Below are 16682 nucleotides of genomic sequence, written 5' to 3'. Positions count from 1 at the left end.
AATTCGAGTTGCAGGACAAGGCACTCATGCTTTGAACAGCGCTTGCGCTGGCCCCGAAGGGCGAGGCTCATGGATGAGCCGAGTAACAAAGCCAACGCACATGCAACTTGAAGTATGACGGGTATACACCCTTGATTCCCGCTGCGGCTAACGCCTCAGCGGGCTTTCTTTTTAATCTGGATGGTATGATCGTGATGGCAGTGGCCCGGCGTACTGCAGGCTTCAACTTCAACACAGGCGGCGCACAGGCCGTGCGCTTCAATCACGTTGTGGCGCAGGGCGAATCCCATTCTTGCCGCCAGCGTATGCATAATATCTTCTACGCCTTCCGCACACTCTTCTTTGACAACGCCGCAGCGGTCGCAGATAAACATCGCTGAGCTATGGGTCGGCTGATCGAACAGGTGACACAGCACATAGCTGTTGGTGGATTCTACTTTATGCACAAACCCTTGCTCGAGTAAAAACTCCAGCGCCCGGTATACCGTTGGGGGTTTAGCCTGAGGTTCTTTTTCACGAAGGAGATCGAGCAGATCGTAGGCGCTAATTGCCCCTTGCTGCAGGCTCATCAAACGCAATACTTCAAGGCGCTGCGGGGTCAGGCGCACGCCACGCTGCGCGCAGAGCTTTTCAGCATGCGCTAACATTTGTTGCGAAGTGGTCTTATCCATGAGCGTCCTCTGGTTGCGTGAATATGAAACTGTTACTTTATCACGATACAGGTAAAACGCCGAGACCCTGCGGCGTGTGCTATACCTGATGCATCTCATTTTCGGGAGAAAACGATGAAACGACCTGATTGCATTCGACACTGGCGCGAACTGGAAGGTGCAGATGATTCCACCTATCCCGACAGTACTGAGCTTTTCTCCATTGGTGCGCCGCTGGCGCGCGGTCTGCGCTTGAACCGCCTGGGGATCCATCATGAGCGCTTGCCCCCCGGTCGTCGTACCTCTTATCCGCATGCGGAAAGCGATGAAGAAGAGTTTATCTACGTGCTCGACGGATATCCTGAAGTATGGATCAACGGCTATCTCTGGAAGCTTGAACCGGGGGATAGCGTCGGTTTTCCTGCCGGAACCGGGATTTGCCACACCTTCCTTAATAATACCGAGCAGGAGGTTCGTCTGCTTGTGGTTGGCGAGGCAAACAAGAAATTCAACCGTATCTACTATCCGCTAAACCCCGGCTATGCGGCTACGCGTCAGGATCGTTGGGTCGACCATCCGCCGCAGTTTTTTGGCCCGCATGACGGGAAGCCGCGGAAAAAATAGCGTTTATTGCCGGATAGAAAAGGTGAGCGCCGACGCTATGCGCCAGTGGTTTATCTTTGTGCTATAGTAGCGCCCCTTTTTACCCGGATGCTTATTTATTCGCCATGATGTCAGAATCAACGCCTACTGCTTTTGCTGCTCACCGTTTTTCCATCGCGCCGATGCTCGACTGGACCGACAGACACTGCCGCTATTTTCTGCGCCAGCTGTCGCGTCATACGCTGCTGTACACTGAAATGGTGACTACCGGCGCGATTATCCACGGTAAAGGCGACTATCTGGCCTATAGCGAAGAAGAACATCCGGTCGCCCTACAGTTGGGCGGTAGCGATCCGGCGGCGCTGGCGCACTGCGCGAAGCTGGCGCAAGCCCGCGGCTATGATGAGATTAACCTGAACGTTGGCTGTCCGTCCGACCGCGTGCAGAACGGTATGTTTGGCGCCTGTCTGATGGGTAATGCTCAACTGGTTGCCGACTGCATTAAAGCGATGCGCGATGTGGTTTCCATCCCGGTGACGGTTAAAACCCGTATTGGCATTGACGACCAGGATAGCTACGAATTTTTGTGTGATTTTATCGAAACGGTTTCCGGGAAAGGCGAGTGCGAGATGTTTATCATCCATGCGCGTAAAGCCTGGCTTTCCGGCCTAAGTCCGAAAGAGAACCGCGAGATCCCGCCGCTGGATTATCCGCGCGTTTACCAGCTTAAGCGCGATTTTCCACATCTGACCATGGCGATCAACGGCGGTATTAAGTCTCTGGAAGAGGCAAAGCAGCATCTTGAGCATATGGACGGTGTGATGGTGGGGCGTGAGGCCTATCAGAATCCGGGTATTCTGGCTGCAGTCGATCGGGAAATTTTCGGCATTGAAGGCATCGATCCCGACCCGGTTGCCGTGGTTCGCGCGATGTACCCCTATATTGAACGTGAACTCAGCAACGGCACCTACCTCGGTCACGTGACGCGTCATATGCTGGGGCTGTTTCAGGGGATCCCTGGCGCGCGCCAGTGGCGTCGCTACCTGAGCGAAAATGCGCATAAAGCCGGTGCCGATATTAATGTGCTGGAGCAGGCGCTGAAGCTGGTTGCCGACAAGCGTTAATTTTTTCACTAAAACCTGGTCAAATTCACCACGCCCTGCTTTTATTTAGCGGGGTATTTTTCTTTTGATTCAATAATTTATGTTTGGCACGTTTTTTGTAATACCCATAAAGCAATGTAGAAATTTCTTTGGGGAGAAGACGATGCTGGAACTCTTATTTGTTATTGGCTTTTTTGTCATGCTGTTGGTCACCGGTGTTTCATTACTGGGAATTATTGCTGCGATTATCGTAGCGACCGCGCTGATGTTTGTCGGCGGCCTGTTCGCGTTAATGATTAAACTGCTGCCGTGGTTGCTGTTAGCGATTGTCGTGGTGTGGGTGATTCGGGCGATAAAATCGCCAACCGAGAGTCGTTATCGCGGTAATAACCGTTGGCGTTACTAAGGTATTGAGCGGTATGTCACAACCTGAAGATTTTTGCATAAAACAGCGTAGGCTTTGCTTATTAAATCTGTCACTATTAGCGCGTTAACGAATTCATCGAGCTGTACCCTACATACAGCCGAACAAAAAAAAGTAAGGGCTTCCCATGTGGAAGCCCTAAACTTTTCTTCTTTTCCCGTCATACTTCAGGCTACAGGGGCGTTGGTTGCTGAGTGACTCGTCTCATCCATGAGACTCGCCCTTACGGGCCGTCGCTTTGCGGCGTTCAAATCTGTTCCTGACAGATTTGTCATTCACCCCAGTCACTTACTGTTGTAAGCTCCTGGGGATTCATTCACTTACCATCTTCCTGTAGCCCGAATTATTTAGGGAAAAGCCATAACTATGGCAACAGCAAGCTCGAACCCTGCGTCGCCCGGCTTTCCAGCACCTCATGCGCGCGTCTGGCATCGGTTAATGCATATTTCTGGCTCTCTGCCACATCCACTTTTATCACGCCGCTGGCGATCAGCGAGAACAGCTCGTTGCTGGCTTCCGTTAGCTCTTCACGAGTGGTGATATAGCCTTGCAGAGAAGGGCGTGTCACATACAGTGAACCTTTCTGGTTGAGGATCCCAAGATTTACGCCAGTCACCGGGCCAGAAGAGTTGCCGAAGCTCACCATCAATCCTCGACGTTGCAGGCAGTCAAGAGAGGCTTCCCAGGTATCTTTACCGACTGAATCATAAACGACGTGGACTTTCTTACCGTCGGTTATCTCTTTCAGGCGCTCGACGATATTCTCTTCGCGGTAGTTAATGATCTGCCAGGCTCCGGCTTGTCTGGCGCGTTCGGCTTTTTGCGCGCTGCCGACGGTACCGATGAGTTTAGCCCCCAGCGCCTTTGCCCACTGGCAGGCGATCAGCCCAACGCCACCGGCCGCTGCATGAAACAAGAATGTCTCACCCGCTTTGATTTCGTAGGTTTTACGCAGCAGATAGTAGACCGTTAGCCCTTTCAGGAACGAAGCTGCTGCCTGCTCGAAAGAGATAGCCTCCGGCAAAATCGCGGCTTTATCGGCGGGGACGTTGTGCACGGAGCTATAGGCCCCCAGCGCTGATTGCGCGTAGACCACCCGATCGCCAGCTTTAATATGCTTCACGCCGCTGCCGACTTTACTCACTATACCCGCGGCTTCGGTGCCCAGTCCGCTCGGCAATGATGGCGGCGGGTAGAGGCCGCTGCGGATGTAGGTATCGATGTAGTTGATGCCAATGGCCTTATTCTCTACCTGAATTTCGTGCTCTGCCGGATCCTTCGGCGTGAACTCCACCGCTTGCAGAACTTCAGGCCCTCCGTGCTTGTGAAATTCAATTCGTGTTGCCATGCTTCCTCCATAAATGTGGTAATCTTTCGACCCATTCACTATCTCGGTAACTCCATTCACTATGGCAGGAAATAAACCCTTCAACAAACCACAGACTGAACCCCGCGTGCGAGACTATCCGCTCGATGGGTTGAAAGTCCCGCCGCACTCGATTGAAGCGGAACAGTCGGTGTTGGGCGGTTTAATGCTGGATAACGAACGCTGGGACGACGTTGCCGAACGCGTTGTTTCGGAAGATTTTTATACCCGCCCGCATCGCCATATTTTTACCGAAATGGCGCGCCTGCAGGAGTCGGGAAGCCCGATTGACCTGATTACGCTCGCGGAATCGCTGGAGCGTCAGGGGCAACTGGACAGCGTCGGCGGATTCGCCTATCTGGCGGAATTATCGAAAAATACGCCAAGTGCAGCGAACATCAGCGCATACGCCGATATTGTTCGCGAACGGGCGGTAGTACGCGAAATGATCTCGGTAGCCAATGAGATTGCCGAAGCGGGTTTCGATCCACAGGGCCGCACCAGTGAAGATCTGCTCGATCTGGCTGAGTCCAGAGTCTTCAAGATCGCCGAAAGCCGCGCCAATAAAGATGAAGGCCCCAAAAATATCGCCGACGTGCTGGATGCCACAGTCGCGCGTATTGAGCAGCTATTTCAACAGCCGCATGACGGCGTTACCGGGGTTAACACCGGCTATGACGATCTCAACAAAAAGACCGCCGGTCTTCAGCCGTCGGACCTGATAATCGTCGCCGCGCGTCCATCAATGGGTAAGACGACCTTTGCAATGAACCTCGTTGAAAACGCGGCGATGTTGCAGGATAAGCCGGTCTTAATCTTCAGTCTTGAGATGCCCTCGGAACAGATTATGATGCGTTCTCTGGCCTCGCTGTCGCGCGTTGACCAGACTCGTATTCGAACCGGTCAGCTGGATGACGAAGACTGGGCGCGGATTTCCGGCACCATGGGGATCCTGCTGGAAAAACGCAACATCTATATTGATGACTCCTCCGGCCTGACGCCAACGGAAGTGCGCTCCCGCGCGCGCCGTATTGCCCGTGAACATGATGGTATCGGTCTTATCATGATCGACTACCTGCAATTGATGCGCGTGCCGTCGCTCTCCGATAACCGTACTCTGGAAATCGCCGAAATTTCCCGCTCTTTGAAGGCGCTGGCCAAAGAACTGCATGTCCCGGTGGTCGCACTGTCGCAGCTTAACCGCTCTCTGGAACAGCGTGCGGATAAGCGCCCGGTCAACTCGGACCTGCGTGAATCCGGCTCCATCGAGCAGGATGCTGACTTAATCATGTTTATCTATCGTGATGAGGTGTATCACGAGAACAGTGATTTAAAAGGCATCGCCGAAATTATTATTGGTAAACAGCGTAACGGCCCCATCGGGACGGTACGTTTGACGTTTAACGGTCAGTGGTCGCGCTTTGATAACTATGCCGGTCCACAATACGACGACGAGTAAGTAATTTGGCTATTTTATTTGCGATTTTGGGATTGGGCAGTGCTCGCCATCCTCACGTACTTCAGTACGCTCCGGTGGCTGCGCGCTGGCCGCACCCAAACTCGCTGCAACAATAACGCCAAATTTGAGACAAATAACCCAAGGAATTCAAATGCAAGCGGCAACTGTAGTCATTAACCGCCGCGCTCTGCGACACAACCTGCAACGTCTACGCGAACTGGCGCCTGCCAGCAAACTGGTTGCGGTGGTGAAAGCGAACGCTTACGGACACGGTCTTCTTGAGACCGCGCGAACGCTCCCTGACGCCGATGCCTTTGGCGTCGCCCGTCTCGAAGAGGCCTTGCGCCTGCGCGCGGGCGGCATCGCCCAGCCGATCCTGTTGCTGGAAGGTTTCTTTGAGGCCGCCGATCTGCCGGTGATCTCCGCCCAGCGCCTGCAGACGGCGGTACATAGCCCGGAACAGCTGGCGGCGCTGGAAGAGGCTGATTTACCCGAACCCGTGACCGTGTGGATGAAGCTGGATACCGGGATGCATCGACTCGGCGTTCTGCCGGAACAGGCAGAGGCTTTTTATCAGCGCCTTAGCCAGTGCAAAAACGTCCGCCAGCCGGTCAACGTCGTCAGCCACTTTGCTCGGGCGGATGAGCCTGAGTGCGGTGCGACTGAACGTCAGCTGGATATCTTTACTTCTTTCACAGAGGGTAAACCGGGGCTGCGCTCTATCGCCGCGTCTGGTGGGATTCTGCTGTGGCCGCAGTCGCACTTCGACTGGGCGCGTCCGGGGATCATTCTTTACGGCGTATCGCCGCTGGAAAATCAGTCTACTGGTGCAGATTTTGGCTGCCAGCCGGTCATGTCCCTGACCTCCAGCCTGATCGCGGTCCGCGAGCATAAAACCGGTGAGCCGGTTGGTTATGGTGGAACCTGGATTAGCGAGCGTGATACGCGTTTAGGCGTCGTCGCGATGGGCTACGGCGACGGTTATCCGCGTGCTGCGCCATCCGGAACGCCGGTGCTGGTTAATGGCCGCGAAGTCCCCATTGTCGGGCGCGTGGCGATGGATATGATTTGCGTCGACCTGGGGCCGCAAGCGCAGGACAAAGCTGGCGACCCGGTTGTGCTCTGGGGTGAAGGTTTGCCCGTCGAGCGCATTGCTGAGATCACAAAAGTAAGTGGTTACGAACTTATCACGCGCCTGACTTCACGGGTGTCGATGAAGTACGTCGATTAATTTCTACATATTTTTATTTTCCCCGGCTACAGGTTAGTGCCGTTGGGTATCCCGGGTAAGGCGTTTACGCCGCAACCCGGGAAGGACATCGACTCTGTTGTGTCAGACCCTCTCTGGTCCGTTTTATCCACCAACATCCTCTCGATCTTCCTTCGCATCCGGTTTATTGTGTTATGACTTGCCTCATGTAAACCTGGAGAAACATCACGTGTTTCAGAAAGTTGACGCCTACGCTGGCGACCCCATTCTCTCCCTGATGGAGCGTTTCAAAGAAGATCCGCGTAGTGACAAAGTAAATCTCAGCATCGGTCTCTATTACAATGAAGACGGGATTATTCCACAGCTACAGGCGGTTGCCGAAGCGGAAGCTCGCCTGAATGCCCAGCCGCACGGCGCTTCGCTCTATTTGCCGATGGAAGGACTTAATACCTATCGTCACGCTATAGCGCCGCTGCTATTCGGTGCTGACCATCCAGTGCTGGCGCAAAATCGCGTAGCCTCTATTCAAACGCTGGGCGGTTCCGGCGCGCTGAAAGTGGGCGCTGATTTCCTGAAACGTTACTTCCCAGGGGCACGCGTATGGGTTAGCGATCCGACGTGGGAAAATCACATCGCCATATTTGAAGGGGCCGGATTCGAAGTGAGTACTTACCCTTGGTTTGATGATGAAACCAATGGCGTGCGTTTCGAGGATTTCCTGGAAAAAATTAACACGCTGCCGGAGCGCGATATTGTGCTGCTGCATCCGTGCTGTCACAACCCGACCGGAGCCGATCTCAGTGACGCTCAGTGGGATGAAGTGGTTAAGGTGCTGAAAGCGCGTAATCTGATTCCTTTCCTGGATATCGCTTATCAGGGCTTTGGTGCTGGAATCGAAGAGGATGCCTACGCTATCCGCGCCATTGCGAACGCCGGGATGCCAATGCTGGTCAGCAACTCCTTCTCGAAAATTTTCTCCCTGTACGGCGAGCGCGTAGGTGGTTTGTCGATCGTTTGTGAAGACGCAGAAACCGCCAGTCGTGTGCTGGGGCAACTGAAGGCGACCGTCCGTCGTAACTACTCCAGCCCGCCAAACTTTGGCGCGCAGGTGGTTGCTACGGTTCTGGGCGACAGCGAACTGAAAGCTGCATGGCTGGCAGAAGTTGAAGGGATGCGTACCCGTATTCTGGCTATGCGTCAGGAACTGGTTAACGTGCTCAAAGATACGGTGCCGGGCGGTAATTTTGATTATCTGCTTAAGCAACGCGGAATGTTTAGCTACACCGGGTTTAGCGCAGCCCAGGTTGATCGTCTGCGCGATGAATTTGGTGTCTACCTGATAGCCAGCGGCCGTATGTGCGTCGCGGGGCTGAATTCACGAAACGTCCAGCGCGTGGCGCAGGCATTTGCTGCCGTAATATAAGTTTTTACTGACCGCTTTTGCCCTTGCCAATATTTTGGCGAGGGCAATTCCCTTCCTGAAGTGTGATCATTCTCTTTTTATATGACATCTGAGTAGAAAAACCTTCCTATCCGCGCCAGTGGGGGTTAAGGTCTTGATGCATTAATAAGCACACACATTATTGAAAATAATAACGATTCGATTATTTAGGGAAAAATATGCGCAAGATCACCCTGGCCTTTGGGGCCGTCTGCTTACTGTTCACGCTAAATAGCTCCGTCGTTGCACGCGCCTCCACTCCGCAGCCGCTGTGGACGGGCACAAATATGGCGAAACTCGCTGAACAGGCGCCTATCCACTGGGTTTCCGTGGCTCAGATTGAAAATAGCCTGTTGGGGCGTCAGCCGATGGCCGTTGGCTTTGACATTGATGATACGGTTCTGTTTTCCAGCCCTGGCTTCTGGCGCGGGCAGAAAACCTATTCTCCTGGCAGCGATGATTATCTAAAAAACCCGGAGTTCTGGGAAAAAATGAACAACGGCTGGGATGAATTCAGTATGCCGAAAGAGGTGGCTCGCCAGTTGATTGCGATGCACGTGAAGCGCGGCGATAGTGTTTTTTTCGTCACTGGCCGCAGTCAGACCAAAACTGAAACGGTATCTAAAACCTTGCAGGATGATTTCCTCATCCCGGCCGCGAATATGAATCCGGTTATTTTTGCAGGCGATAAACCTGGCCAGAATACCAAAACGCAGTGGCTGCAGGAGAAGGGCATTAAAATCTTCTACGGCGATTCAGATAACGATATCTCCGCTGCCCGCGAGGTTGGTGCGCGCGGGATCCGCATTCTGAGGGCATCAAACTCCTCCTATAAGCCTCTGCCGATGGCGGGCGCTCAGGGGGAAGAGGTGATTGTGAATTCAGAATATTAAGCTGCCCGATGGCTTAATCATACATCGCTAAAACGGTAGCCAGTACGCTGCCGTTTTTTTGTGCAAAATAATGTGCCAGAGGTTTTACCTTTTCGCTTATTGCTGCACACTTAGGAAGATTCATTGGTAAAAGGAGCTGTTTATGTGGCATCAGCAAACCCTGACGTTAGGCCCGAAATCTCGGGGCTTTCACCTGGTCACTGATGAAATTCTCGGTCAAATCCGCGAACTGTCGCGGGTAAAAACTGGCCTGCTGCATTTGCTGCTCCAGCATACATCGGCTTCCCTGACGCTAAACGAAAACTGCGATCCGACCGTCCGCTACGATATGGAACAGTATTTTCTTAATGCCATACCGGATAACGCGCCGTATGAACACGATTATGAAGGTCCTGATGATATGCCCTCGCACATTAAGTCGTCGATGCTGGGCGTATCGCTGATGCTACCCGTTCGTGATGGGCGCGTGAGGCTAGGGACCTGGCAGGGTATCTGGTTAGGGGAACATCGTATTCACGGCGGATCGCGCCACATCATCGCGACGCTTATGGGGGAATAAAAATGACAATTTCGGATTTATTGCTGTACTGCATGGCGAAACCGGGCGCGGAACAAAGCGTACATAGCGACTGGAAGGCGACGCAGATAAAAGCGGCTGACGTACTGTTTGCGATGGTAAAAGAGGTAGAGGACAATCGGCCTGCGGTATCGTTAAAGACCAGCCCCGAGCTTGCGGAACTGTTGCGCCAACAGCATCGTGACGTTCGCCCCAGCAAACATCTGAATAAAGCCCACTGGAGTACGGTGTTTCTTGATGGCTCCCTGCCTGATTCTCAAATTTATTATCTCGTTGATGCTTCATATCAGCAGGCGCTTGATACGCTTCCCGAAAACAAGCGTAAGCTGTTGTCATAACATCAAATTCTACCCAGCAGCGCCAGCAGCGTAATATCAAACAGGCGAAGCAGCGTGGACTGAAGATGCGTCTGCATTGCGATACGCTCGTTGTTGGCGCGAATGCTGGCGATATCGCGCTGCCCTTGCAGCAATAAAATCAGGTCGTCCTGGGTTAACCAGCCGCGGGCATTCTCCTGTAATGCCTGAAGCGTGAGTGTCCCGGCGTCGCGAATACCGCTGTCGTCATCGTTGACGATCTCTTTTATCAGCTGCAACCACTCTGTTGTATTAACACCGGTACCGATGAATTGGGCGCTTAATTCTTCTATGTTGGACATACTTATTTCCCTGAGCGCTGTTGTTCGCCGTTGATGGCCTGCTGATAAAGATTCTCCGTTTGTTGCGTCAGAACGCCGGCTTCGAAAGGCGTCAGCGCGGTATCCCGGCTGGATATATGCGCATATAGCCGCTGGTAGTTTTGCTCCAGCACGTGCAGGTTATTTAGCCTGAGTGCATCGCTATCGCTTAACGCCAGGCTGAAGAGCTGACGAATCTGGATATCCTCTTGTCTTAGCAACGGCTTATCAACCGGTACCGCCGCCGCATCGCTGATAAATTGCAAATGAAGCTGTTCCAGCATAAGTAACTGCTGGTGCGCAGAGCTGTTGTAGCTACCCACCCAGCTGCAGGCGGTAATCACAAACAATGCTGCACTGAGGGTGTAGCGATAAAATCCGTGCTTTAAAGACATGATGCATCCTGCAATTTATGGCCGTGGTCGCTATCTGATGACAGATGCTGCCCGGTTGCAAATCACAAAATATCAGCAGGAAAAATGAGATGAAATGATGCCTCTTCCCGCGATGAGAAGAGGCAGATGAGATTACTTCAGCATTGGTTTGAGGAAGCGAGCAGTATATGAAGCTTCGCACTCGGCGACCGTTTCCGGCGTACCGGAAACGAGGATTTCCCCGCCGCCGCTACCGCCTTCCGGCCCAAGGTCGACAATCCAGTCAGCCGTCTTGATGACATCCAGGTTGTGCTCAATCACCACGATGGTGTTGCCCTGGTCGCGTAGCTGGTGCAGAACTTCCAGCAGTTGCTGAATATCGGCAAAATGCAGACCGGTCGTGGGCTCATCAAGGATATACAGCGTCTGCCCGGTCCCGCGCTTGGAAAGCTCGCGCGCCAGCTTCACGCGCTGGGCCTCACCGCCGGAGAGCGTGGTCGCCGACTGACCAAGGCGAATATAGGTCAAACCGACATCCATCAGGGTCTGCAGCTTACGCGCCAGCGCCGGAACGGCATCGAAGAACTCCCGCGCTTCTTCGATGGTCATATCCAGCACTTCATGAATTGTTTTGCCTTTGTACTTAATCTCCAGCGTTTCGCGGTTATAGCGTTTGCCTTTGCACTGGTCGCACGGCACGTAGATATCCGGCAGGAAGTGCATCTCGACTTTGATTACGCCGTCGCCCTGACAGGCTTCACAGCGACCACCGCGTACGTTAAAGCTGAAACGTCCCGGCGTGTAGCCGCGCGAGCGTGATTCAGGGACACCCGCAAACAGTTCACGGACCGGCGTAAAGACGCCAGTGTAGGTTGCCGGGTTGGAACGCGGCGTCCGGCCAATGGGGCTCTGGTCGATGTCGATGACTTTATCGAAGTGCTCCAGCCCCTGAACGTCGCGGTACGGTGCGGGTTCCGCGATGGTTGCACCGTTAAGCTGGCGCTGTGCGATCGGGAACAGCGTATCGTTAATCAGCGTCGATTTACCCGAGCCGGATACGCCGGTGATGCAGGTAAAGAGGCCCACTGGCAGCGTCAGCGTCACGTCTTTCAGGTTGTTGCCGCGCGCGCCGGTCATCTTCAGCACTTTTTCCGGATTGGCGGGTACGCGCTGTTTCGGTACCTCAATTTTGCGTTTACCGCTCATAAACTGGCCGGTCAGCGATTCCGGCACCGCCATAATATCTTCCAGCTTACCTTCGGCCACGACCTGGCCGCCGTGCACACCGGCGCCAGGGCCGATATCAATCACGTGGTCCGCTGCGCGAATGGCATCTTCATCGTGCTCGACGACAATAACGGTATTACCGAGATTACGCAGGTGGATCAGGGTGCCGAGCAGGCGCTCGTTATCACGCTGGTGCAGGCCGATAGAGGGCTCATCTAGCACGTACATCACGCCGACCAGGCCTGCGCCGATCTGACTGGCGAGGCGGATACGCTGAGCTTCACCGCCGGAAAGAGTTTCCGCCGAACGGGAAAGGGTCAGGTAATTCAGACCGACGTTAACGAGGAATTTCAGACGATCGCCAATCTCTTTCAGCACTTTCTCGGCAATTTGCGCGCGCTGGCCGGAGAGCTTCAGGTTATTGAAGAAGTCCATTGCGTGGCCGATGCTCATGTCCGAGATGGTCGGCAGCGGCGTATTTTCCACGAATACATGTCGTGCTTCGCGGCGTAGACGAGTGCCGTTGCAACTGGTGCACGGACGGTTGCTGATGAATTTGGCTAACTCTTCACGTACTGCGCTGGATTCCGTCTCTTTATAACGGCGTTCCATATTGTGCAGCACGCCTTCGAACGGATGGCGACGCACTGAGGTGTCGCCACGATCGTTCATATATTTGAATTCAATATTCTCTTTGCCTGAGCCGTACAGGACAACTTTCTGTACGTTGGCATTTAGCGTGCCCCAGGGCGCTTCAACATCGAATTCATAATGTTCTGCCAGCGATTTCAGCATCTGGAAGTAGTAGAAATTACGCCGATCCCAGCCGCGAATCGCCCCGCCCGCCAGCGACAGTTCAGGGTTCTGAATGACGCGTTCAGGGTCGAAATATTGCTGTACGCCGAGGCCATCGCAGGTTGGGCAAGCACCAGCCGGGTTGTTGAAGGAGAACAGGCGCGGTTCCAGCTCGCGCATGCTGTAGCCGCAAATCGGACAGGCGAAGTTGGCGGAGAACAGCAGCTCTTCCGCTTTCGGGTCGTCCATATTGGCGACGATAGCGGTGCCGCCGGAGAGCTCCAGCGCAGTTTCAAAAGATTCGGCCAGCCGGGTACTGAGATCTTCGCGCACTTTAAAGCGGTCGATAACCACTTCAATGGTGTGTTTCTTTTGTAGTTCCAGCTTCGGCGGATCGGAGAGATCGCAGACTTCGCCATCGATCCTGGCGCGGATATAGCCCTGTCCGGCGAGGTTCTCCAGCGTTTTGTTATGCTCGCCTTTGCGCTCTTTAATGATTGGCGCCAGCAGCATCAGGCGCTGGCCTTCAGGCTGAGAGAGCACGTTGTCGACCATCTGGCTGACGGTTTGCGCCGCCAGCGGGACATCGTGGTCCGGGCAGCGCGGTTCGCCGACGCGAGCGTACAGCAGACGCAGGTAGTCGTGAATTTCGGTAATCGTACCTACCGTCGAGCGGGGGTTGTGGGACGTGGATTTCTGTTCAATGGAAATCGCTGGCGACAGCCCTTCAATATGATCGACGTCTGGCTTCTCCATCAGCGACAGGAACTGCCGCGCGTAGGCGGAGAGCGATTCAACGTAGCGACGCTGCCCTTCGGCATACAAGGTGTCGAAAGCCAGTGAGGATTTGCCTGAACCCGAAAGCCCGGTGACGACAATAAGTTTGTCGCGCGGGATAACGAGGTTGATATTTTTGAGATTGTGGGTGCGGGCGCCCCGAACTTCGATCTTATCCATTCACCTTTCCCGGTAGATACGCGGATTGCCTGGTTTGTTAGAAGGACAAACGGCAGAAACGGCTAATTATGACACAATTTAACCTGTTTGAATATACAGTATTAGAATGCATTTTCCGATGGGATATGTAAAAATGTCAGACCGCGAGAGATATCTGGAAGCTTCTTCGCAGCTATCAAAAGACCACCTGGAAATGGTACACTCGCGCGTTTACACTATTAAGAAACGCATTCAGGAGACACAAACATGGCCAGCAGAGGCGTAAACAAGGTGATTCTCGTCGGTAATCTGGGCCAGGACCCGGAAGTACGCTACATGCCGAGTGGTGGCGCAGTTGCCAACATTACGCTGGCTACTTCCGAATCCTGGCGTGATAAAGCGACCGGCGAGATGAAAGAGCAGACTGAATGGCACCGCGTTGTGCTGTTTGGCAAACTGGCGGAAGTCGCCGGTGAGTATCTGCGTAAAGGTTCTCAGGTCTATATCGAAGGTCAGCTGCGTACCCGTAAATGGACTGACCAATCCGGTCAGGAAAAATACACGACCGAGGTGGTGGTTAACGTTGGCGGCACGATGCAAATGCTCGGCGGTCGTCAGCAGGGCGCGGGCGCACCGGCAGGCGGCGGCCAGCAGCAGGGTGGTTGGGGTCAGCCTCAGCAGCCGCAGGGCGGCAACCAGTTCAGCGGCGGCGCGCAGTCTCGTCCGCAGCAGCAGGCTCCGGCAGCACCTTCTAATGAACCGCCAATGGATTTTGACGACGACATCCCGTTCTAAGTGCGCCGTTTTGCTTTGTAAATCAAATGTTGTGACGACATATTTGAAAAAGCCCCAGTTTGGGGCTTTTTCTATTTTAAAAAGCAGCCGCTTAACGGTAGTTTACTGAGCGGCTGGTACAATTTGCGTGTTTACTGCCGGGGTGGCCTGTTTTTTTTGACTCCGCAGTTGCCTGCTGCTTACGCGCCATTTCATCCACGATTAGCCGGTAAGCGATGTAATACTTATAGATATTGCTGACATAGCTGACGGTTTCGGAGCCGATCTTCTCGGCGGCCAGATACTCTACGTTGCCAAACCAGACGTTGGGGTCAAAACCGCGCTTTTTAGTCTCGGCGCGTAGGCGTGCGATACGCCCTGGTCCCGCGTTATAAGAGGCGAAGGAAAACAGCGCCTTATCAAGCTGGGTCATCGGCTCATCACCGTAGTAGCGGTCTATCATCCAGCGCATATATTTCACCCCGGCATGGATATTGGGATCAAGCTGCTTAATATCGCCGACCTTCAGCTCCCTGCCGGTGTTCGGCATTACCTGCATAACGCCAACCGCGCCAACGTGACTACGCACCGACTGATTAAGCCGCGACTCCTGATATCCCTGGGCCGCCATCAATAGCCAGTCAACGTCGTAGCGATCGCCGTACTTACGAAAGATCTCGACCATCTCCAGAAACTTACGCCGCTCTTTTTGCGCCGCCGCATTTTTAACGTATCGCGCATCCTTCAAATAGCGCAGCAGAATCGTGTTGCCCAGCTTGCTGCCATGGCGATTCTTATTGATAAAGTTATTCAGCAAGGCGAGCAGCTGCGGGCTGTTGCTACGTACCGCCCAGCCGATATTGCCCTCGTCGCGCAGAACGATGTCCTGATGAACCTGAATTTTGGGGAAGACCTGTTTCCAGAATAGAGCTTTGTGCCGATCGACCACGGTCAATGGGATCAGGCCCGCGCTGAGCATCTCTATCAGGTCTTCATCCTCCAGCGCTTCGGGTGCCGGTTTGATGATAACGGGAGGCAGTGATTGCTGTGCAAAGCGGGCATTGAGGGCGACCAGGCTTTCGTAATAGCTTGAAGAAGTACGTACAAATACCGTTTTTCCGGAAAGCTGTTGCAGGTTTTCCACTTTGGGGGCGCCGGGGCCGGAAAGCAGCAGCTCCTGAACGTGGGAGTAGATAGGCGCGGTAAACGTCATCTCCTGCTCACGTGCAGGCGTAATCGTCAGGTTGGCGGCGATAATATCCCCTTTACCGGCGTTAAGCGCGCTGATGAGCTGGTCGCGGGAAACTGGGACAAAGATGATACGGACCTTCAGATGACGGTGTCTGAGCTTCTTCTCCTTTGCCAGGCTCTGGTTGAGACTGCGCTCAAACTCCATAAAGATATCGTGAGTGGCGCCGCGCTGAGTGCCTTTATTGATAAAGAAAAAGGTTTTGCTGTAAGTGGTTAATACCCGAATCGTTCGCCGGTCGAGCATACCTGGTAAATCTCCCTTCCATGGCTGCAGCATGTCGTCAACGTTGACCTCCAGAGCTTCGCGTTCCTCTGGTTCTGACAGTTTATTTTCAGTAGCGGCGTAAACGGATGTGAAGAATAGCAGGGCGGCAAGGCAGGCGAGCCAGCCGACAAGGTAACGGTAGAATGACAACCTGTTCATGGTGCGGTACTCCGCAGGGAGATTGTCTTATTTTAGTCAATTTCTGGTTGTTAGCCTGCCCGCAGAGCATGTATGGGGTTCGGTAAATCTGCTATTTTAATTATGATATTAATTAACAAGATCAGTATTTATATTGAAATAATAAAATAAAACCCATTTAATTAATTATGGAGATAATATGTTTGAATTGTGTTTTTTTAATGTGGATATGATTCATGTTTTTATTTTTACAATGAATTAAAATCTTGTTTATTTTTATTATCTATCTGTTTTTGTTGGTTTATTTTAATTCATTTGCCAGATAAATAAATATCAACTTGATAATAAATCTCATTTCTAATAACGTTATGTGGCACAATAATCCTATTGCTGCTGTTCGGCGAACGCTATCAAAGAATAGCGTGGCGCGTTTATTTCTTCTTTTTTTGCCAGTGCAATAGATCTATTTTGGTCGCTAAATTTTTATTGCTACCCCGATATTTAAACGGGAAGGCTTTGC

General features: G+C 53.1%; 17 protein-coding genes. 10 read left to right on the top strand and 7 right to left on the bottom strand.

Features of this window, described 5'->3' with window-relative positions; all coding sequences use genetic code 11:
• Positions 1-155: 155 nt before the first annotated feature.
• Positions 156-671, bottom strand: a complete 516-nt coding sequence (gene zur, locus FN082_RS10030; RefSeq protein WP_139540818.1) for a zinc uptake transcriptional repressor Zur — start codon at positions 669-671, stop codon at positions 156-158.
• Between the two features lie 114 nt (positions 672-785).
• Here zur and FN082_RS10025 point away from each other — a divergent pair, with 114 nt between their 5' ends.
• From FN082_RS10025 to pspG, 3 genes are all read left to right on the top strand, one after another.
• The gene (locus FN082_RS10025; RefSeq protein ID WP_139540819.1) at positions 786-1274 is read left to right on the top strand and encodes a cupin domain-containing protein; all 489 of its coding nucleotides are present in this window, start codon (positions 786-788) and stop codon (positions 1272-1274) included.
• A 104-nt stretch (positions 1275-1378) separates the two neighbouring features.
• On the top strand, positions 1379-2377 hold the full coding sequence (gene dusA / locus FN082_RS10020) for a tRNA dihydrouridine(20/20a) synthase DusA (protein WP_139540820.1): 999 nt from the start codon (positions 1379-1381) through the stop codon (positions 2375-2377).
• Positions 2378-2519: 142 nt separating this feature from the next.
• On the top strand, positions 2520-2762 hold the full coding sequence (pspG, locus tag FN082_RS10015; protein ID WP_142462574.1) for an envelope stress response protein PspG: 243 nt from the start codon (positions 2520-2522) through the stop codon (positions 2760-2762).
• Between the two features lie 382 nt (positions 2763-3144).
• On the opposite strand, the gene FN082_RS10010 is transcribed toward pspG, so the two are convergent.
• Entirely contained in the window at positions 3145-4128 is a 984-nt protein-coding gene (locus FN082_RS10010; RefSeq protein WP_139540822.1) for a quinone oxidoreductase, read from the bottom strand.
• Positions 4129-4189: 61 nt separating this feature from the next.
• Between FN082_RS10010 and dnaB the strand changes: the two genes are divergently transcribed.
• The 4 genes from dnaB (at position 4190) to aphA (ending at position 9149) form a co-directional block, all read left to right on the top strand.
• A complete protein-coding gene (gene dnaB / locus FN082_RS10005) occupies positions 4190-5605 on the top strand; it encodes a replicative DNA helicase (protein WP_139540823.1) in 1416 nt (471 codons plus the stop codon).
• 151 nt (positions 5606-5756) lie between these two features.
• On the top strand, positions 5757-6836 hold the full coding sequence (gene alr, locus FN082_RS10000; protein WP_142981524.1) for an alanine racemase: 1080 nt from the start codon (positions 5757-5759) through the stop codon (positions 6834-6836).
• A gap of 208 nt (positions 6837-7044) precedes the next feature.
• Positions 7045-8238, top strand: coding sequence for an aromatic amino acid transaminase (tyrB, locus tag FN082_RS09995; RefSeq protein WP_142981523.1), 1194 nt, complete (start codon positions 7045-7047; stop codon positions 8236-8238).
• Positions 8239-8435: 197 nt separating this feature from the next.
• Complete coding sequence (gene aphA / locus FN082_RS09990) at positions 8436-9149, top strand: acid phosphatase AphA (protein WP_142462570.1); 714 nt, start codon at positions 8436-8438, stop codon at positions 9147-9149.
• A 13-nt stretch (positions 9150-9162) separates the two neighbouring features.
• Here aphA and FN082_RS29975 read toward each other — a convergent pair whose 3' ends face one another.
• Complete coding sequence (locus tag FN082_RS29975; protein ID WP_180349646.1) at positions 9163-9300, bottom strand: hypothetical protein; 138 nt, start codon at positions 9298-9300, stop codon at positions 9163-9165.
• Here FN082_RS29975 and FN082_RS09985 point away from each other — a divergent pair.
• Positions 9292-9708, top strand: coding sequence for a secondary thiamine-phosphate synthase enzyme YjbQ (locus FN082_RS09985; protein WP_142464662.1), 417 nt, complete (start codon positions 9292-9294; stop codon positions 9706-9708). The two genes, FN082_RS29975 and FN082_RS09985, sit on opposite strands and share 9 nt — an antisense overlap.
• A gap of 2 nt (positions 9709-9710) precedes the next feature.
• Positions 9711-10064, top strand: a complete 354-nt coding sequence (locus tag FN082_RS09980; RefSeq protein ID WP_139540828.1) for an MmcQ/YjbR family DNA-binding protein — start codon at positions 9711-9713, stop codon at positions 10062-10064.
• Between the two features lie 2 nt (positions 10065-10066).
• Here FN082_RS09980 and FN082_RS09975 read toward each other — a convergent pair whose 3' ends face one another.
• The 3 genes from FN082_RS09975 to uvrA all read right to left on the bottom strand — a co-directional run bounded on the left by FN082_RS09975 (position 10067) and on the right by uvrA (position 13755).
• The gene (locus FN082_RS09975; protein WP_139540829.1) at positions 10067-10384 is read right to left on the bottom strand and encodes a hypothetical protein; all 318 of its coding nucleotides are present in this window, start codon (positions 10382-10384) and stop codon (positions 10067-10069) included.
• A 2-nt stretch (positions 10385-10386) separates the two neighbouring features.
• Positions 10387-10797 carry a hypothetical protein gene (locus FN082_RS09970; RefSeq protein WP_142981522.1) on the bottom strand — a complete coding sequence of 137 codons (411 nt, stop codon included), beginning with the start codon at positions 10795-10797 and terminating at the stop codon, positions 10387-10389.
• A gap of 132 nt (positions 10798-10929) precedes the next feature.
• Positions 10930-13755, bottom strand: a complete 2826-nt coding sequence (gene uvrA, locus FN082_RS09965; protein ID WP_142981521.1) for an excinuclease ABC subunit UvrA — start codon at positions 13753-13755, stop codon at positions 10930-10932.
• 246 nt (positions 13756-14001) lie between these two features.
• Here uvrA and ssb1 point away from each other — a divergent pair, with 246 nt between their 5' ends.
• A complete protein-coding gene (gene ssb1 / locus FN082_RS09960) occupies positions 14002-14529 on the top strand; it encodes a single-stranded DNA-binding protein SSB1 (protein ID WP_004097799.1) in 528 nt (175 codons plus the stop codon).
• Positions 14530-14620: 91 nt separating this feature from the next.
• Here ssb1 and FN082_RS09955 read toward each other — a convergent pair whose 3' ends face one another.
• Positions 14621-16183 (bottom strand): MltF family protein, encoded by a 1563-nt coding sequence (locus FN082_RS09955; protein ID WP_235892118.1) that lies wholly within the window; start codon positions 16181-16183, stop codon positions 14621-14623.
• Between the last annotated feature and the right edge of the window lie 499 nt (positions 16184-16682).

Source organism: Klebsiella spallanzanii, from assembly GCF_902158555.1.
In the GTDB taxonomy this organism is placed as follows: Bacteria; Pseudomonadota; Gammaproteobacteria; order Enterobacterales; family Enterobacteriaceae; genus Klebsiella; species Klebsiella spallanzanii.
This window is presented reverse-complemented; position numbering and strand designations above follow the sequence as displayed.